The organism is Gimesia chilikensis, assembly GCF_008329715.1.
Taxonomy (GTDB): Bacteria; Planctomycetota; Planctomycetia; order Planctomycetales; family Planctomycetaceae; genus Gimesia; species Gimesia chilikensis.
Genome location: NZ_VTSR01000012.1, coordinates 1 through 17,209 on the forward strand (window position 1 = coordinate 1; position 17,209 = coordinate 17,209).

A 17,209-nucleotide genomic window follows, 5' to 3' on the forward strand; every position below is an offset into this window, starting at 1 on the left:
ACAGAAATCAGGAAAACAGCATAAAAAACCGCTCTGGTGGGAACGAACTTAAGAGCGGAGTTACTAGCCGCCGGTAATTTTTAGCGACACTGGATATATTACTGGTGGCTGGCGCCAGGCCGCTCAGGAAAAAAGCCAGCGATGAGCCCAAATGCAATTCGGGCCGAGTGTAACGCCGGTTCCTCACACGCCTGCCACTCCATAAATGCTCCCCAATATGAATTACACATGAATCACCTTGACCGCGGCTCCGCGGCCCGATAAACATTCACTCAGACCATGTCACTCCGCCCCAGAACCCTGAAAGTAATCATCGACCACCCGGAGTAAAGCTGCTTGAAATTTTTAACCACACCACACATCCGCCTTCCCTTTACCGGCCTGCTGTTCCTGGTCAACCTCTGCCTGCAGTCGCTGCCCGTGCAGGCGGAAGTCACGCTGATCCCTTCCGGTAAGGCCAGCGTCTGGAAATATTACGACGCCGCCACTCCGCCCCGGGCCGACTGGATGTTGTCGACCTTCGATGACCAGCCCTGGTCGTCCGGCCCCGCACCGCTCGGCTTTGGCGAACCGGGAATCAATACACCCGCAGGCGCAGGCACCGATCCACAAAACCGACAGATCACCGCCTACTTCCGGCACACCTTTACGGTTCCCGCCGACTCCGGCCTCCGCCAGCTGGTCCTGTTGATCCGCAGCGATGACGGCGTCGTCGTCTACCTCAATGGCACCGAGATCGCCCGCAACAATCTGCCCGCCGGACAGGTCACTCCACAGACCACCGCCGTCAATGCCCTGGGAGGCGTGCTGGAGCGACTCTATCAACGTTTCACAATTCCGGCAGACAACCTCAAGGCCGGTACCAATCTGCTCGCAGTGGAACTGCACCAGGCGAACCCCCGCAGCACCGATCTGTATCTGGACCTGATGCTCCGCGGCTATCAGAGCGCCGCCGAACTGCGGCCTATTCTCAAAACCGAACAGCAACAGGCGGCCCGCGATTACCACACGCAACATTACATCTCTCCCCAGCTCAAGATTCTGGACGGCTACATTGACGGCGGTCGAGGCATGCAGGTCGATCCCCGGGGACAGACCCGCTCCCGTCGGGAACTGATCATCGTCGACCGTCAGCGGGATCCCTCTCTGCAGAAACATCTGGAATATGCCCGCTCCCAGGAAGTCATGTCGCTGCCGCCGGAGAAACGGGCACTGAAACTCGCCCAGTACATTGACCAGAGCATGTCACTGGATCAGCAGAACCGCGCCACCATGGCAGCGGTCGTCCTGCTGACAGACGAGTACGCCAACCAGGGCGTCCTGATCGGCGAAGTGACCCAGCTCTGCGGTGCCGGCGTCTGTCGACATCGGGCGCTGCTCTTCAAGATCCTCGCCGATGAAGCGGGCCTCGACGTCGCCCTCGTGCGCGGCAACTACGGAGACGCCACCCGCCACGCCGGCCATGCCTGGAACGAACTGCACCTCAAAGACGGCCGGCGTCTGATTGTCGATGTGATGCACCGCCGCGTCGAGCCACTGACCCCCACCGGCTCCCCGATCACCGCCCGCTACCTGACCATCGACAACAAACCCTGGTACGGCACCAAAGAACCCGAGACAGAGACTCCCCCCACCGAATCAGAATAACACCTCAGAGGTGCCCCCCCAAATCTCTCCCCGCTCCACCGGGTGGGCTCGAATGCAATTCGAGCCGAGCACAGCGAGCAAGAGGTCTTAGAGAAAGCAATCCTGCACAAAACAGTCGTCCCTGTTTTCATTCACGTTGACCGCCGGCAAGCCAAATCAGCAGTAGGACACCAGCCCCGGTTGAAACGACGTTGCTATAAACCGTTCGAAATAAAAAAGATCGAGTGGCCCCGAATGCAATTCGGGGTTGTCACAGACAACGGGAAACTGTCAGAGCACACGCACAATCCGGAAAGCGATCACCGACTTCTATTAATCTGAATACATGCCTTGGCACATGAAAGCAAAAGTGCCGAAACTGAAAGACCGTGGATCGTTCCCCGGGTGCTACTCGATCGGCATCAAACAGGCTGACAAGCATCATATGACAGGTAATCCCCCCTAGTTGCTTCCGTGCTAGAGGGGCGAGGGTTGTCGGGTTTGAAACGTCAGAGCAGTATTGCAAAATTGCAGCCCGCAGAATCGAGGCAGCCTAGAGAGGCGAGCTGCTCAAGTTTCATTGGGACTGAGGGAACTAAAATAAATCATCGAGAATTGTTTTTATAACAGCCCGATCTAAGGCCTTAGCGACCTCAAATCGTCCTTGGAGTTCTTCAGATCGGGCTTTTGTTTCCTTACCCGCATCAGAATTCATATCATGCCATTTGACCATAAATCCCACATTGTCCCACTCGATAGCTGTGTATGATTGATGCTTGTCAACAGTGCCCCCAGTTGCATTTGCGACGTAATCATACCAATTATCAAATCCATCTAAGCTTACTGACTTGTCAAAATGAGGGGTAGGCATTCTGGAACATGCTTCAAAGAATTTTCTAGCGGCTGCATGTTCTTCAACTTCTTTGAACACTTTGTCAGCCCCAGCCTCATCAAGATGTCGATACAGTTTCTTCACTAACTCTTCTACTTTATCGCTTGCATCTGAAATGTTAGTGAGTAAGTTTGTTGAGATTTTAAGTTGGTTACCAATCTTCCTTTGTTGAAGAAAATCAAAAAACATTCCTGCCCATTGTTTTTTTTTGCAGACTTATAATTTCACGGGCAAAATCAAATGGAGTAATTGCATTATTTACGGATTCCTTTCTTACATCATCTATAAATTTGAAGATTCTTAGAGCATCTGAACTATCTTCTATGGAAGGAAAATTCATCTCAAGAATGAGGTCATTATTCTTGTTTTTGGAGTAAAAATGATGGTCTGAGTATACGTTGCGTTTTACATATGTGAAGATCGGAATCTTTTGTTCCTTAGCTTCTAAAAACTCAGCATTTGTTATGGATTTGGATTTATCCGATATATATTCCCCCCCAAATCTACCACCGATAATCAAAATAAAAAGATCACAATTCCGTACCTCGTGTATACAACTTTCATGAGTATGTGAATCTGGACTGAAATAAACATCTCCACGTTCACTCAATACCGGATCGAATCCGTAAGACTTGACGAATTCGAGTAAGCTGTCTCGTATCTCTGAAAGGTCATAACAAGTTGAGCTGATGAAGACTCTCGGATTTGCCATTTGATATTGGTCCTTGTATTGATTATCTCTGAAGCTACATACTATACGTACTTTCAATAGATCTCAAGAATAAACCGGAGAACTGATCAACCGACTTTTAGAGCTAGTTTTTCTATTTATGCTCCGAGTCTCTGCACAAGCTGAAAGCAGCGCACGCACGAGAGGACGTGGTTGCATGCAACCTCCTGAAAACTAATGGCGCTGCCGTGATCATCTTGGGCGGTGGTCATGATCTGACGGACAACATTAAGCAAGTCGGTTGGGGGAAGTCACAAGCATGAGCGGCTGTCGGTGCCTAAGTATCTTTAAATTTTGAAAGCAGACAAATGTTCTGGAAAAGTAAACTGATTGAAGTCGGATTAAAAATAACGTTAAGCTGCAATGAAGATGAAGACGGCCGTCTTTTAATGACAGGAATGTATAAAAACATTTTGCTTTCAGGTGTCCCCAGACCGGGTGATTTTATTTTGGGCTTTGAGATTTTAGAAATGGCCGAAGTCAAAGACGTGAATTGGATGTGTGGTGGTGGCGTTCTAATTGAGCTTATTGGCAATGGCTTTGCCGATCTTCCCGATATGATTTCTTTTGAACAAATGCTAATAAATGATGGCTGGAAAGGTGCAGACCCTTACCACGGGTATACTGAGGCAAAACAGAAATATATTAAAATACATGGCTACCCTGACAATTAATGATTCAAATGCAAGTAGAGCAAGTGTCGGTGCCGAATCGGGGTTGTCACAGACAACAGGAAACTGTCAGAGCACGCACACAATCCGGAAAGCGATCACCGACCTCTGTCGATTCCTGTGTCACCGTTTCATTCCACATCCAGCGATCACACAGTCAGTTTCCTGCTCGCTGTGCTCGGCCCGAATTTTATTCGGGCCCACCCCCTGATCGCTTGAATGTGTTTAAAAGATCCCCACCCATTCACGGCACCGGTCCCCAGATCTTTTCCAGCAGCGCAAACATCCGCGGGTCATGCGTCTTCAGTTCCGCGCGGACGAACGGATAAAAATCGTTCACGCCGAAATACGCCTCGGTTGATTCGGCGAAATACTCCTTGTGGTTGTTCATCCCGTAGTGCTGCACCGTCTGCCCGGTGTGTGACAGCACCTTTTCATACAGACCGCCTTCCTTCGCAGCATCATAAACGGCAATTACCTCGGGCTGATCGAAGCTCAATACCTGATCGTGGTAGGCGTGCGCCAGCTCATGCAGGACCACATACGGATGCTGGGCCCACATGTTCCGGGCGAACAACTGTGTGGCCACCGGAATATGCACGTGCTTCGCCAACCGCGGATCATGTCCGTTCGCCACGAGCCAGGCCCGGTTGGGATGGTACTGCATGCGATCCAGTTGCGGGTGCTTGAGTTCCAGCCAGATCCGCACCTGCTGTAACTGTTTCACCCGTTCCGCAGGCACGATGAACTTCACCCGCTGCAGATGGTTCCCCAGCGCCGCGAGCGCCTGCACTCCCACCTGCGCATGCGGCTCGGAAAACAGCGCGGGATCGACGTCCACCTGCCAGCCTTCCACTTCCCGTTGCACCGGATCAAACGACGGAGCAGGGGAGTCCGCCGGTAATGGCGAACATACCAGGTTCCATCCGACAGTCACCACAATCAATGTCAGCCAGCCAGCAACCGTCCGCGAGAAAGTTTGACAATGCCGCATCAGAGGGCCCTTTTTTCTAAATGCAGGAATCACAGAGGTTTCGATTTTAATGGCTCCACAGCAGGAACGAAACGCAAAAACCGATTTCCGGTTTTCCCACTGGCATCTCACAGACGAACGCCTAAAATGAGGTCAGACGCGTCCACTTCCTGAAACGTCTTTGAGTTGTCCCGTCATGAATCTTGAAACCCAGACCGAATCGACCCCGAAACCTCCGCGCTCCTGGCGGCAGTCGCTGCCCGGCGGCCTGCTGGATAAACCGCAAAACGGAAAACAGATGCTCGTTTATTATGTCTCACGGGTGCTCGCGTTTTATGTCATCGCGATGCTGGTACTCATGCTCGCACAGCGGCGGCTCATTTATCAACCGACACGCGTCCCCGAACTTTCGACAGATCAGACCGCTGCCCCGTACGGCATTATCCATGAAATCACCACCACGACCGACGATGGCCTGGACCTCAAAGGCTGGCACTACCTCGCGGGACAGGTCGCCTGTACCGATCAGGGGGAGTGCGATGCGGAACTGGCCAAAGGCCGACCCGTGGTGATCCTGCTGCATGGCAATGGAGGCAACCGTCTGCATCGCGTGGAAACCTGCCGTCTGCTGGCCAGCCTGAACCTGCACGTCTTCGCCTTTGACTATCGAGGCTACGCCGAAAACCCGGGCAGCCCCTCTCAAACCGGTCTGCTCAATGATGCCCGCGCCTTCTGGAAATACGCGGTCCGCGAACGCAAGGTTGACCCGGGGCGGATCATCCTCATGGGAGAATCGCTGGGAGGCGGCGTCGCCACCTTACTCGCCAGCGAACTCTGCGAACAGCATACGCCGCCGGCCGGGCTGATTCTGCGTTCCACCTTCAGCTCGATGGTCGATGCCGCTTCGCACCACTATCCCTGGGTGCCTGTCTCCTGGCTGCTCTGGGATCAGTACCCCAGCCAGGCGGTCATCCCCAACATCGTCTGCCCGCTGCTGGTCATTCACGGCACCGAAGACGAAATCGTCCCTTACAAGCTCGGTAAAAAACTGTTCGACGCCGCACCGGCTTCCTCGGAGACCGGAATTCCCAAGCAGCTGGTCACCATCGAGCGGGGCAGCCATAACGGGCTGATGTATGAAGCACGCCTCAAACTCAGAGACGCCTACGACGACTTCACCCGCGAACTGTTTCCGGCAGTAACCAATCACTGAGTTGGTCTTAAAGCTTCCACAACCCGAGTTGAGATTTCTCTGTTTTTTTTGCAAACAACGGATGAAAGCGGGCCACTACACCGGTTAAACTGAAGCTCTTGAGTATTTAAAGAATATTAACTTACGTGCCCCTGCAAATCTGTGACCTTGCAACTTGAAACCCTGAGGCCTCTTATGAACCAGCTCCGGAATGCTTCCCACTGTCATCACTTCTCGCGCCGCCTGCTGATCGCGTACTTGCTGCTGCTGGTTATGGCCTGTTTCCCCGGGATGGTATCTGCCGCCGAGTTGATGGCAGGAGCCGCCAAGGTGGATATCACGAACCGCGATGTGCCCCTGGTAAATGATCCGCTGTATGTGAAGGCTCTGGTCATCAAAGAGGGAGACAACACCGCCGCCATCGTCACAGTGGATGCGGTCGCCATCGGCGAAATCGGTTCGATCACCAACGAGTACCTCGACAATGTCAGAGGGCAGATCGAAAAAGAACTGCAGATCAAGCCGCAGAACATCATGATCAATGCCAGCCACTGTCACGGCATCGTCTGTAACGATGTCGAACAGCGAACGGTCCAGGCGATTAAAGAAGCCGCGAAGAAACTGGTCCCCGTCAAAGTCGGGGTTGGCACCGGTCACGAAGACCGCGTTATGGAAAACCGGCGGCTGTTCCTGAAGAACGGTAAAGAAGCCGACGTGCGTCACGCGTATTCGCTCCCCCCGGATGAAGAAGTGGCCGGCATCGGCCCCATCGATCCGGAGATCGGCATTCTCAAGCTCGACACACTGGATGGCGAAACCGTGGCCGTCGTGTATAACTTCGCCTGTCACCCCATTCAGGGCGTGCCCAACAAGGGGAATACCGCCGACATGAGCGGGCTGGCTTCACAGGTCATCGAAGACAACCTCAGTAAAGATACCATCGCACTGTTCGTGCAGGGATGTGGCGGCGACATCAACCCGGTGCAGTACAAAGACGTCGACAATCCCCGCGACGCCGAAGTCCTGGGGAACATGCTCGCATTGAGTGCCCTGAAGGCGATCCGCAAAATCCAATGCACCGACAACAGCGGCCTCAAAGTCATCAACGAAACCCTGACGCTCCCGCGTTCCAACAATGAAAAACGGATCGCGGAACTCAAGCAGGAACAGGAGCAGCTGCTCAACTCCCTGCAGGGAACCAGCCTGAACCTCAAGACGTTTCTGCCACTGATTGTGAAGTACAAGCTGTATGAAGAGAGCCCGTCCTACTATTCGCACCGTTACATGCTGGAACAGAAGCTGGGACGCGACGGCCTGAAAAAGCTGGACGCCGAGAACCGCGCCAACATGGAACGCTACATCAACAACATCTACAAGATGGAAAAGATGAGCCGCAACAAAGCGAATCTGGCACTGCTCACCAAGCACCAGACCCGCAACCAGGCCGCAGGCAAAACCATCGACGTGGAAGTGGTCGCCTTCAAGCTGGGCGACTTCCGCATGATCACCTTCCCCGCCGAACTGACGGTCAACATTGGTCTCAACATCAAGCAGAAGTCACCGTTTGAAAACACATTCGTCGCCGGCTACACCAACGGCTACAACTACTACGCCCCCACCGCGGATCAGCTGAAGAACGTCGGCAACGCCCAGGAAGACAGCGACTGCCTCTTCGCCCCCGAATGGCAGGCCATCTTCGAAGCCAAAGCCCACGAACTGATTCAGCAGCTGAAGTAAGACCAACTAAATCTCAAAAGGGTGAGCCCGAATGCAATTCGGGCCGAGCGCAGCGAGCAGGAAACTGACGGTGGGACCTCACGTGATCAGAGCATGCTTGCGCTACTGAAATCACCTGAAAAACGTCAGAAGGTATCAGATCCGCGTCCACCATTTCTGTGTTTTATAAAATTTTCGATACTCAGATAAACAAACTATCCTCAAACTGATTTCCTTACTCCTGACTGAAACATTCTTGATTCGAGGAGCGCGGGAATATGTCATCAGGGAAACAGTTGGGGATACTTTTTGCAATCGGAATCGGTCTTCTCACGGGAACAGCCGTAGCAGATGAACCGCAACAACCTGCCCCCCGATCGATCTCCAAAGGTGAATTCCTGACACAATACAAGGCCGCGGTTGTCAGACTGAAGCAAAACTTGCAGAACGTCCAATGCCGCGTGGAATGCCGAAAACAGTATCACTTCTACAAAGACGACTCTCTCTCAAAAGATTACCGCTTTTCTTCACACCTGCTGGTAAAGGGAGATTCGACTGTCATCATCGAGAAATACGCCACTGAGACTCTCTTCGGAGGGACCGAGCGGGATCTCGTATCTTGCACGACTCCCGACTACGCGTTCTATCTCAGTAGAACAGATTCAGACAAGCCGTTTCTGTTAAATATGATCGTGCATGCGCCTAATCAGATAAAAGACAGGCGGCCGACTGACGAACTGGATATGTTCCTGACGGGAGGCAATCTGATATTCCTCGATCCCTTTCGCTTGCCGGTCGAAGCGTCCCGCTTCCGTATCGTCCGGATGAATCGGGTTCCACCTCAAGCTGAGAATTCGTCTGAGCTGGTCTCGTTGGACTTTATTTTGAACGATGATGCCGCTCTGTTTAAAGAAGGACACGTGCTGTTCTCACCAGATTTGAACTGGGCCGTATTGAAATACGAGTATCGCAGTGCTCCGAAAGACGGTACTTTCACTATTTATTCCGGCAGAAACACATTCACGCCGCTACTAAAAAATGGCGTCCCGATGCTGATTCAAGGCGAACACAAGGTCGTACAGAAGAACGGAGATCAAAAACAATTCGATTTTTCTTTTTCCGTACGACTCACCGACTTTTCATTCGGCACCGTGGACGATGCTGCCTTCCGTCTGTCGCACTACGGTTTATCAGACATCCCACTCGCGAAACCCACTTCAACAACAGGTAAGCAAATCATCGCACCCCGCTGTGAATTGAAAGACATTCCGGCCAACGAAACAGCGCGGCAGAGGGTCACCATTCAAAACACGTCCCGCCTGCCGCTCCAGTTACTCGGAGCAGCTGTCCCCTGTACGCCCAGTGGATGCGCGTCCGCCGAAGGGCTCCCCCTGCGCATTCCTGCAGGCCAGCAAGGCAGTTTTACCATCCTGTTCAAAGCTACTACCCCGGGAAAATTCGATACGGAAATCGAGCTCTATACCGACCAACCAGGGCAGACAAAAATCAAAATGCCACTCTACGGTACTGTAAAAGAGAACGCAAAAGTGCAACAGAAGAAGTGACCGATCTCAGTTCCGCCATCTGCAGTTGTGTGGAGCCGAATGTAATTCGAACCGAGCGCCGGGTGCCCCTGTCGGCTTGCCCGACAGTGAAGCTGGAAACGACCACGAACGTCACGAAAAAGCTGGCGGTAGGGGTAGCCCTGTGTGGCTACCCGCAGGAACGGCGTGATCTGGCTTGACCTGACGAACGGTTCTTCCTGTTCCCCTGACCTGCCTACTGAGGTTGAACGCCACCAGGCGGACGGACACACAGATGCCGCCCCTACGGTTCAAATTCACTATAAAAGAATAGATGGGCCCGAATACAATTCGGGCCGAGCGCAGCGAGCAGGAATCTGACGGTGAGATCATGCAAGTTCAGAACACACCTGCGCTGCTGACGCCAACTCGTCTCGGGCGGGATTTTCTGCAAACCTTACTTCTTCTTAATCGTCAGCCACAGGTAAGGCAATTCGAGATCGGGCTTCGGGCGGGCCGTGTTGCGTTTGGGGCTGATCCCTGTGATGACCGCGGTCGCAGTGTGCTGCTTCGCTTTGTCTTTGACGCTCGTCCCCTGGATTACCAGCGGCCCCTGAAACGTGACGTCTTTCTTCGCTTCCAGCTTCAGCTTGACCGACTTGCCCCCCTTGTCCTTGACCTGGGAGACGACCGGTTTGCAGGTCACACCTTCAGGCAGCCCCGCGATGCTGACTTCGATGTCGTCGCTGAAACGGGGACTCTGGCGGTCGATGGTCACGTCGATCTCCAGCGGTTTGTCGCCTGCGGTCAACGTGTACTGTTCGTTGGCAGCCTGCAGGGAGAAGTCCGCTTCCGTTGGCAAAATCGAAAGCAGATAAACATAGCGGAAGCCGCCATGCTCGAAACGGTCGGTTACCCGCAGCCGGTATTCGCCGTCCGCGGGAATCGTATAGTCCAGTGCAGCGTCGTAGAAATTCCGCCGGGGATCGTCGATCTCTTTGAGCAGCTTGCCCTTCGCATCGAACAGCTTTACATACGGATCAAGCGGGTAGCCCAGTTTGTGAGAATCGACTTTGAAGGTGAGCTTCTCACCCTTTTTCGCAGTGAAGCGATAAACGTCAATCTCCTGCGCAGCGGCCACTTTCCCCGTCACCGTGACAGGAAGCGTCAGTTGCTGACCTTCCTCAGACTGGGTCTCTTTCGTCTCCAGCACCACGGGAGTTGTACTGAGGGGAATTGTCAGGTTGTTTCCCAGTTCCGGAGCACTCAACAGCGCGTCCTGGCTCAAATCGGAAACCGCGGGCATCAATGTCTTGAGCTTGTCAGACAGATTCCAGCCATCCAACGTAACCGGCTGTGCCGTTGAGGGATGCCAGGCCAGGGGCAGACTGTGATCGACGAACGGTCCTGTAGTCAGCGTCAGTCGATAGATGTAAGAGGCAGACCCCGCAAAGCGGATCGTACTGTTGGGATCAGCGGGAAACGCGAACGTGCGGACATAATACGTGCCCTCTTCGGGAGCGGTATAGACAATCCGCGGATCGAACCACAGGGTATCGTCCATCTGCTTCAGCACCGTTCCCCGATGATTCAGCAGCTGCAAGACGCCATCCATGGGAGAACCCAGTTGTTCGTTGGCGACCTGTGACGCGACCAGCGTCTGCCCCTGCTTCAGCTTGACCTGGTAGATGTCGACATCGCCGGCTTTGGCCAGGACGCCGTTAACCGTCACCGCTGGCTGTTCAATTTTTTGCGCGTGCTCCAGGTCCTCATTCGGTTCCGCGCCTGTCACTTCGGGCAGCGTCCCGACCAGGAACGGTCGAATCTCAGAGGCCCCTTCGGCATTATGAAAGCGGAGCCAGTACAGACCCGGTTTCGCTTCAGCAGTGATTTCGACCGTGAACTGTTTCTCTTTTCCCTTGGCCGGCTTCTCGGGGATCTCGATTTTGAGACCCGGCTGCGACGTCCAGACCGAAACCGGATGTGTCCCCAGGGTCTTGTCGACGCTGACTTCGACCTTCTGTCCGACCTGGCCTCCCGCGGGAGTCAGGTAGCTCACGCTGGGTGGAGCCGCGATGACGCTCGTCCCCAGACTGAATACCAACGAACAAGAGAGAACGGCGGACAGAATCGGGGCGTGGCAGGACATTGGTAAACTCATTCTCAGTCGAAGTGCGGGCTCGGATTAAGCGAACAGTTCCGGAATCGGTGTCGGATCGCTGACGAGGTGCGACGGACGACCTTCCGGCGTGTAGAGCACCTTGTCGGGATCGATACCCATTTTGGTGTAAACGGTGGAGACAAAGTTTTCCGGAGAGAGCACACGTTCGACTGCGGAGTAACCGGCCTTGTCGGTGGCACCCAGTGCCAGTCCGCCAGGAGTTCCACCGCCGGCCATCAGAACCGACATCGCGTTCGACCAGTGGTCGCGTCCGGCGCCCGGATTGATTTTCGGCGTACGGCCGAATTCACCCAGTGCCAGTACCATGGTCGTATCCAGCAGACCCCGCTCATCGAGGTCTTCGATCAGCGTGGCGATCGTGTTTTCAAAGGAAGGCATCCGGCCATTGAACGTCTTGAACAGACTGCCGTGATTGTCCCAGCCTCCTTCATATAGCGTAATGAAAGGCACGCCGGCTTCCGTCAGACGACGGGCCAGCAGGGCACGTTGACCGAACGAGGTTCGACCATATTTATCACGCAGTTCGGCAGGCTCGCGATCGATCTCAAACGCGGTCTGCGCTTCGGTGGAAGCTACCAGGTTGTAACCCTGTTCGTAGTATTCATCCAGGCTCAATACCGGATCGCCGGCGACTTCGTCCCGAATCCGCTTCAGCTGGTCGACCTGCTCTCGCAGATCGCGGCGGGTTTTGTAGCGGGCATCGGTCAGACCGCTGGGCAGTGCCAGGTCGCGTACGCGGAAGTTGGACGAATTCGGGTTGTCCGACATCACGAACGGAGCGTACTTGGCTCCCAGGAAGTTAGGTCCGCCTGAACGCGACATGCTGGGCATGGTGAAGTAAGCGGGCAGATTGTTGGTGGTCGGCTTCTCGTGTGCGACGACCGAACCCATACTGGGATGGAAGCTCACGAAGGCTCCACAGCCTACGGGAATTCGTGGTGGGGCACCGGTCATCATGTAATGGTTACCGGCACCGTGATTTCCCTGGTTGTGACGGATCGAGCGGATCACCGAGTATTTGTCGAAGATCGACGCCAGCCGCTTCATGTGCTGTGAAAACTGGACCCCAGGCACCTTTGTGGGAATCGGGTTGAACTCACCCCGGATTTCAACCGGTGCTTCCGGTTTGGGGTCAAACGTTTCGTAATGCGAAGGACCGCCGTCCATCCAGATCAGGATCACGCTTTTGGCGGTCGCTTTACGCTGGGGAGCATCGGTTCCTTTGGCCTGCGCCTGCAGACGCAGCAGATCCGTCAGCCCGAGGCCGGTCATGGCACCCAGACCCAGCTGCAGGCAATTTCGTCGTGTGATTCCATTGCAGTTCTTTGAAACGTTCATCATTTCTGATCCTGTTCGAATAGATGTCAAACAATGTTTCCTGGTGGAGCAGGGGACGTCAGTTTTTGAAGAGGTATTCCGGCGTATTGAGCAGGGCCCACATCAGGTCTTCAATCACCTGCTGTCGGCTGGCGCCTTCCTCTTCAAACAGGGAGCGCCCCAGTCGTTTTTCTTCGATAGTTGGATATCTTGAATAAGCCGTCAGATACAGTTCTTCCATAATCTGATCGGGTGTCATTTTACTTTCGGCCCACTTCGCACTGTTCGCATTCTTGGACTGAATGCGGGAATACAGATCGCGAGAGTTCATCATGTGCAGCACCTGCACGACCGTGGTATCGGTCGTCCGTTCGCACGGCGGATCCTGGTTCGGGTCGGGGCGACCAAATGAATCGAGGAAGACCGAGCTCACACGATGCGTCCAGATCTGTTTGGCCGTTGAATCCTTGGGCATCGCTGAAAATGTATCGGGCACGCCGATCATTTCACTCACGCTGTCCAGCAGAACTTCAGCCCGCAGACGCTGACGGTAATGCCGCGAGTAGTTGCGGGTGTCACCCACGTTGGTTTCATTGGGAATCGCACTCAGACTGTAAACGTGCGACAACACGATTGTCTTGATGTATTGTTTCAGATCAAATTTCTGTTCCCGGAATTTCTTGCCCAGGGCTTTGATCAGCGGCTTGTTCGAGGGAGGATTACTTTCGCGGAAATCGTCAATCGGCTCGACAATCCCCCGGCCCATCAGATCGGCCCAGACGCGGTTGGCATTCACTTCGGCAAAGAAATGATTCTGAGGCGAGATAATCCAGTCTGCCAGAATTTCGCGTGGATCCTGATTTTCTTTGAGCTCAGGCACTTCGCCAAACAGGGGGCGTGGCGGCAGGACTTCGTTGGTCAACGGGTGCCGTACGCTACCGGAGTTGGAAGTGAAAACCATCTCTTCGGATCCCGAAATCGGGGCCGAGATCCCGCGGCCTTTACGGCCGATTTTAGCGAAGTAAGCTGCAAAGCTGTAGAAATCTTCCTGACCCCAGACTTCGTTGGGGTGGTGATGACACTGGGCACAGCTCAGTCGAATTCCCAGGAAGAGCTGACTGACAATCGTAGTGAGCTCTTCGGGTTTGCGACGATCGCGGAACATGGTTACCGCGCCGTTGTGCCAGGTTCCACCCTTGGCGGTCAGCAATTCGTGTGTGAACTGATCGAGGGGTTTGTTCTGGTGAAACGACTCGCGAATCCAGGCATCGTAATTCAGGACGGTCTTGATACCCACATGATACGGATTGGGACGCAATAAATCGGCCCATTTGTTGGCCCAGTGATCGCCGTACTCGGGCTGCTCCAGCAGATAATCGACCAGTCGCTCCCGCTTGTTGGGAGAGGGATCCTGCAGGAAGGCCCGTGCTTCTTCTGCGGTCGGCGTACGACCAATGATGTCCAGTGAAACCCGACGCAGGTAGGTTGCGTCATCAATGGGTTCAGACGGTTTCAGACCGTACTTCTGCAGTTTGTCCCACACCAGCCCGTCAATAAAGTTATTGCGGGGCAGCTTGGCATAGTATTCGTCGGCAACTTTGTGGTCGGAAGGAATCGTCACGCTCAACGATGCGAATTTACCCATGTAGCGGGCGATGATGGAGGCTTCACCCATCAGAGAGCCGGCGGTGACCAGGCCGTGTTCGTCTACGGAAACGTAAACGCTTTCGCTGGACATGAACTCGGCGAGGTCAGTGATGTCCCGGGTCGAGCCATCGCTGTAATGTGCGGTGACGACCATCTGCTGCTTTGTTTTCGGCAGCATGATCCGTTCGGTCGGTTCTGCGGAAATCTTGACGAGCTCGGGAGTCTCTTTAACTTCGCGGGTTGCCCCTTCGGAAATCCAGCGTTCGAGCAATGCATAATACTGACCGTCGGCGGGCAGTTTTTTACCACCGCCGTGAGGAACCTTACCGGCGCCTTTCAGCAGCACCAGACTTTGTTCGGGTGCCAGCGGCGAAGCACGTCGTCCTCGCGATTCCTTAACCAGGGCGTTGTAATCGTATTCGGGATCGAAGGCGAACATCGACAGCTGGAATCCCCCCTGACCACGCTGCTTCCCATGACAGGAACCGCCATTACAGCCGAAGCGGGAAAACAGGGGATGGATGTCCCGCTCGAAATCGAGCAGGGCCTGCCGATCGAAGTCTTTGACCTGTACCGGAACATTAATCTTCTGCGCACCATCAATGACGGTGACCGTTGCGGTTCCATTCGCCAGGGGCTTGATTACGCCCTGGGCGTCAACCTGCACAACGGCGGGTTGCTGAGACTGAAACTGCACATCGCGGGTCAGGTCGACAAAACTCTTGTCCTGCTGACGGGTCACGATCAGTTGCTGACGGGAACGGGGTCCATTCAGTTCAACTTTATCCGGATAAACGCTGACCTTTGATTCTGCCGGGGGCGCTGCTTGCGCGGAAAGAGCGGAGAGCAGAATCAGGCAGCCGAGAAAATGATAGAGTAGAGATTTCATCTCGTCTTTCTATCCCAAATCAAAGGAAGGATACGCTGTGAGGTTTGGCGGTAGTAGCGCTGCGGGGGAAAGTCGGGCAGGTCGTCTTCAAGACGTCAGATAATTATTCAGCAACCCGGCAAGCACTGCGGTATCGATAGTTTGGGCGCCAACTAATATATATTGTCTCTTATATTTCCTATTCGTCAACTTTCATTTAACAACTTTATTTATGAAACACCGCTTAGGATACCTTCCCTGAGCTGCAAAAACTACCCCTTATCCCAAAAAATGAACCATATGTATACCTGTCTGGCGGCAAAAATGGCTGTTGTACTGCTTAAACCAGCTTTTCCAGCTCCGATCTGACGTATCCGATCCGATCTGTGATCGCAAAATTCGAATTCCAGGGCTGCGGAAACAGAATCGCCTGTCCGCCATGCTTCCGGAATTGATCGATGTTTTTGTGCTGGTCATCAATCAACACGACATCTGGTTTCGCGAGCAGGTACTTCTGAGTCCCGATCATGAAGTCCATATACAGCGGTTCCTGGAAGTGCTCTCTGAGCCATTCCACCTTGGCTGAAGCACAGGCAGCGCTGCGACTGGGTGAGGTGCTGATAGTAAACGGCGCGGTCTCTCTAAGCAGTGTCAGCAATTCATTCAGCCAGGGATAAGGCGGGAACTCGGCCCAGAAGCGGCCCCCCAGTCCATCAACCGGTTTCCAGAATTCGTCTTTGGTCATGCCCAGCACACCCGCGTAGTCGGCTTCCCCGTCCGGCCACTTGTCTGCCAGTTCGCGTTGACCGTGCAGTTCGAGGATCGCGCCCATGAAATCGGCGATCACGCCATCCATGTCCAGTAAGATATGTCGTACAGCCATGCTGTTTTTTCGCTCCACTCAGTAACTTTGATTATAAAACAGTAGGATTACCCATCGAGCATATAATAAACTGGAACTGACAACCATTGAGGAAGTCTTTTTTAACCAGGATCAAATACTGATGACCAACTGGATTCCGCTGGGCGATGTTTCCGAGATCAAGCCCGGCAGCCGAAAACTATATACCCTCCACGGCACCGAGATCGCCGTCTTTCATGTCGCCGAACCGGAACAGCCGGGAACCTTTTACGCGATCGACAATGCCTGTCCGCATCAGGGTGCCACGCTGATTGAAGGCGAAGGCTGCGGCACCGAAGTCAACTGCCCCCTGCATGACTGGACGTTCGATGTAGCCAGCGGCGAGTGTCTGGATTTCCCCGAGTTTCCGCTTACCCGCTTTGAACTGAAACAGGAAGCCGATCTGCTGCTGATCAATGGAGACGCGTTTACTGAAGCAGAAGCACTTAACCTGTTCCTGGTCCGCTACAGCGTCATGGGCTGGGTCGATCACTTCGCCGCTGACGCGGAAACGAACTATCACCACCGCGATCGCGTCATCCTGCAGACCAGTCGCGGCGAGGAAGTTGGCGAGATTCTTTCGTCCTTCACTGCTCCAGACAAAAACAAAACCCCCGCGGGAACGATCCTGCGCGAGTTCACTCCCCTCGATCAGGAACAGTTGCCGGGACAGGGAGACGTCAACACCCAGGTCTTCCGCGACTGTCAGCAGTTAATTCAGGAACGGGGCATGCCTGCGGAAATCATCGATTGCGAACAACTGTTTGATCAGCAGACAGTCGTCCTGTATTATCTGGGCAGCCGCCTGCCGGCCCTGGAAATTCTGGCGCAGGAGCTGAATGCCCGCTATCCCTGGCGGATTGTTTTTCACCCCGTAGACGAAGCACCTGCTGCTTCGGGCTGCTCCAGCGGCGGCTGTGGCTGCGATCAGAAATAAGAAGCACACTCATTTAGACCTCACCCCAACCTGC

General features: G+C 54.0%; 14 protein-coding genes. 7 read left to right on the forward strand and 7 right to left on the reverse strand.

Annotated elements, in window-relative coordinates; genetic code table 11:
* Positions 1 to 336 precede the first annotated feature (336 nt).
* Complete coding sequence (locus FYZ48_RS16900; RefSeq protein ID WP_149342441.1) at positions 337 to 1,647, forward strand: EDR1-related protein; 1,311 nt, start codon at positions 337 to 339, stop codon at positions 1,645 to 1,647.
* 574 nt (positions 1,648 to 2,221) lie between these two features.
* Here FYZ48_RS16900 and FYZ48_RS16905 read toward each other — a convergent pair.
* Complete coding sequence (locus FYZ48_RS16905; protein ID WP_149342443.1) at positions 2,222 to 2,707, reverse strand: hypothetical protein; 486 nt, start codon at positions 2,705 to 2,707, stop codon at positions 2,222 to 2,224.
* Positions 2,697 to 3,230: a DUF4062 domain-containing protein gene (locus FYZ48_RS16910; protein ID WP_149342445.1), complete on the reverse strand. Its 534-nt coding sequence runs from the start codon at positions 3,228 to 3,230 to the stop codon at positions 2,697 to 2,699. Before FYZ48_RS16910 ends, FYZ48_RS16905 begins: the two co-directional genes overlap by 11 nt.
* Positions 3,231 to 3,556: 326 nt before the next feature.
* On the opposite strand from FYZ48_RS16910, the gene FYZ48_RS16915 reads away from it, so the two are divergent.
* A complete protein-coding gene (locus FYZ48_RS16915; RefSeq protein WP_149342448.1) occupies positions 3,557 to 3,922 on the forward strand; it encodes a hypothetical protein in 366 nt (121 codons plus the stop codon).
* Positions 3,923 to 4,163: 241 nt separating this feature from the next.
* On the opposite strand, the gene FYZ48_RS16920 is transcribed toward FYZ48_RS16915, so the two are convergent.
* Positions 4,164 to 4,913, reverse strand: coding sequence for a metallopeptidase (locus FYZ48_RS16920; protein ID WP_187782075.1), 750 nt, complete (start codon positions 4,911 to 4,913; stop codon positions 4,164 to 4,166).
* A 175-nt stretch (positions 4,914 to 5,088) separates the two neighbouring features.
* Between FYZ48_RS16920 and FYZ48_RS16925 the strand changes: the two genes are divergently transcribed.
* From FYZ48_RS16925 to FYZ48_RS16940, 4 genes are all read left to right on the forward strand, one after another.
* On the forward strand, positions 5,089 to 6,105 hold the full coding sequence (locus tag FYZ48_RS16925) for an alpha/beta hydrolase (protein ID WP_149342450.1): 1,017 nt from the start codon (positions 5,089 to 5,091) through the stop codon (positions 6,103 to 6,105).
* Between the two features lie 174 nt (positions 6,106 to 6,279).
* Positions 6,280 to 7,821, forward strand: a complete 1,542-nt coding sequence (locus tag FYZ48_RS16930) for a hypothetical protein (protein WP_198422236.1) — start codon at positions 6,280 to 6,282, stop codon at positions 7,819 to 7,821.
* Between the two features lie 419 nt (positions 7,822 to 8,240).
* Positions 8,241 to 9,365, forward strand: coding sequence for a DUF1573 domain-containing protein (locus FYZ48_RS16935; RefSeq protein WP_187782076.1), 1,125 nt, complete (start codon positions 8,241 to 8,243; stop codon positions 9,363 to 9,365).
* Positions 9,362 to 9,544 carry a hypothetical protein gene (locus FYZ48_RS16940; RefSeq protein WP_149342454.1) on the forward strand — a complete coding sequence of 61 codons (183 nt, stop codon included), beginning with the start codon at positions 9,362 to 9,364 and terminating at the stop codon, positions 9,542 to 9,544. Before FYZ48_RS16935 ends, FYZ48_RS16940 begins: the two co-directional genes overlap by 4 nt.
* 236 nt (positions 9,545 to 9,780) lie before the next feature.
* Here FYZ48_RS16940 and FYZ48_RS16945 read toward each other — a convergent pair whose 3' ends face one another.
* The 4 genes from FYZ48_RS16945 to FYZ48_RS16960 all read right to left on the reverse strand — a co-directional run bounded on the left by FYZ48_RS16945 (position 9,781) and on the right by FYZ48_RS16960 (position 16,220).
* Positions 9,781 to 11,472, reverse strand: a complete 1,692-nt coding sequence (locus FYZ48_RS16945; protein ID WP_187782077.1) for a PPC domain-containing protein — start codon at positions 11,470 to 11,472, stop codon at positions 9,781 to 9,783.
* A gap of 36 nt (positions 11,473 to 11,508) precedes the next feature.
* Complete coding sequence (locus FYZ48_RS16950) at positions 11,509 to 12,846, reverse strand: DUF1501 domain-containing protein (RefSeq protein ID WP_187782078.1); 1,338 nt, start codon at positions 12,844 to 12,846, stop codon at positions 11,509 to 11,511.
* A gap of 55 nt (positions 12,847 to 12,901) precedes the next feature.
* On the reverse strand, positions 12,902 to 15,358 hold the full coding sequence (locus FYZ48_RS16955) for a DUF1549 domain-containing protein (RefSeq protein ID WP_149342458.1): 2,457 nt from the start codon (positions 15,356 to 15,358) through the stop codon (positions 12,902 to 12,904).
* A gap of 319 nt (positions 15,359 to 15,677) precedes the next feature.
* Complete coding sequence (locus FYZ48_RS16960) at positions 15,678 to 16,220, reverse strand: 5' nucleotidase, NT5C type (protein WP_149342460.1); 543 nt, start codon at positions 16,218 to 16,220, stop codon at positions 15,678 to 15,680.
* Between the two features lie 121 nt (positions 16,221 to 16,341).
* On the opposite strand from FYZ48_RS16960, the gene FYZ48_RS16965 reads away from it, so the two are divergent.
* A complete protein-coding gene (locus FYZ48_RS16965) occupies positions 16,342 to 17,175 on the forward strand; it encodes a Rieske 2Fe-2S domain-containing protein (RefSeq protein ID WP_149342462.1) in 834 nt (277 codons plus the stop codon).
* The last annotated feature ends 34 nt before the right edge of the window (positions 17,176 to 17,209 follow it).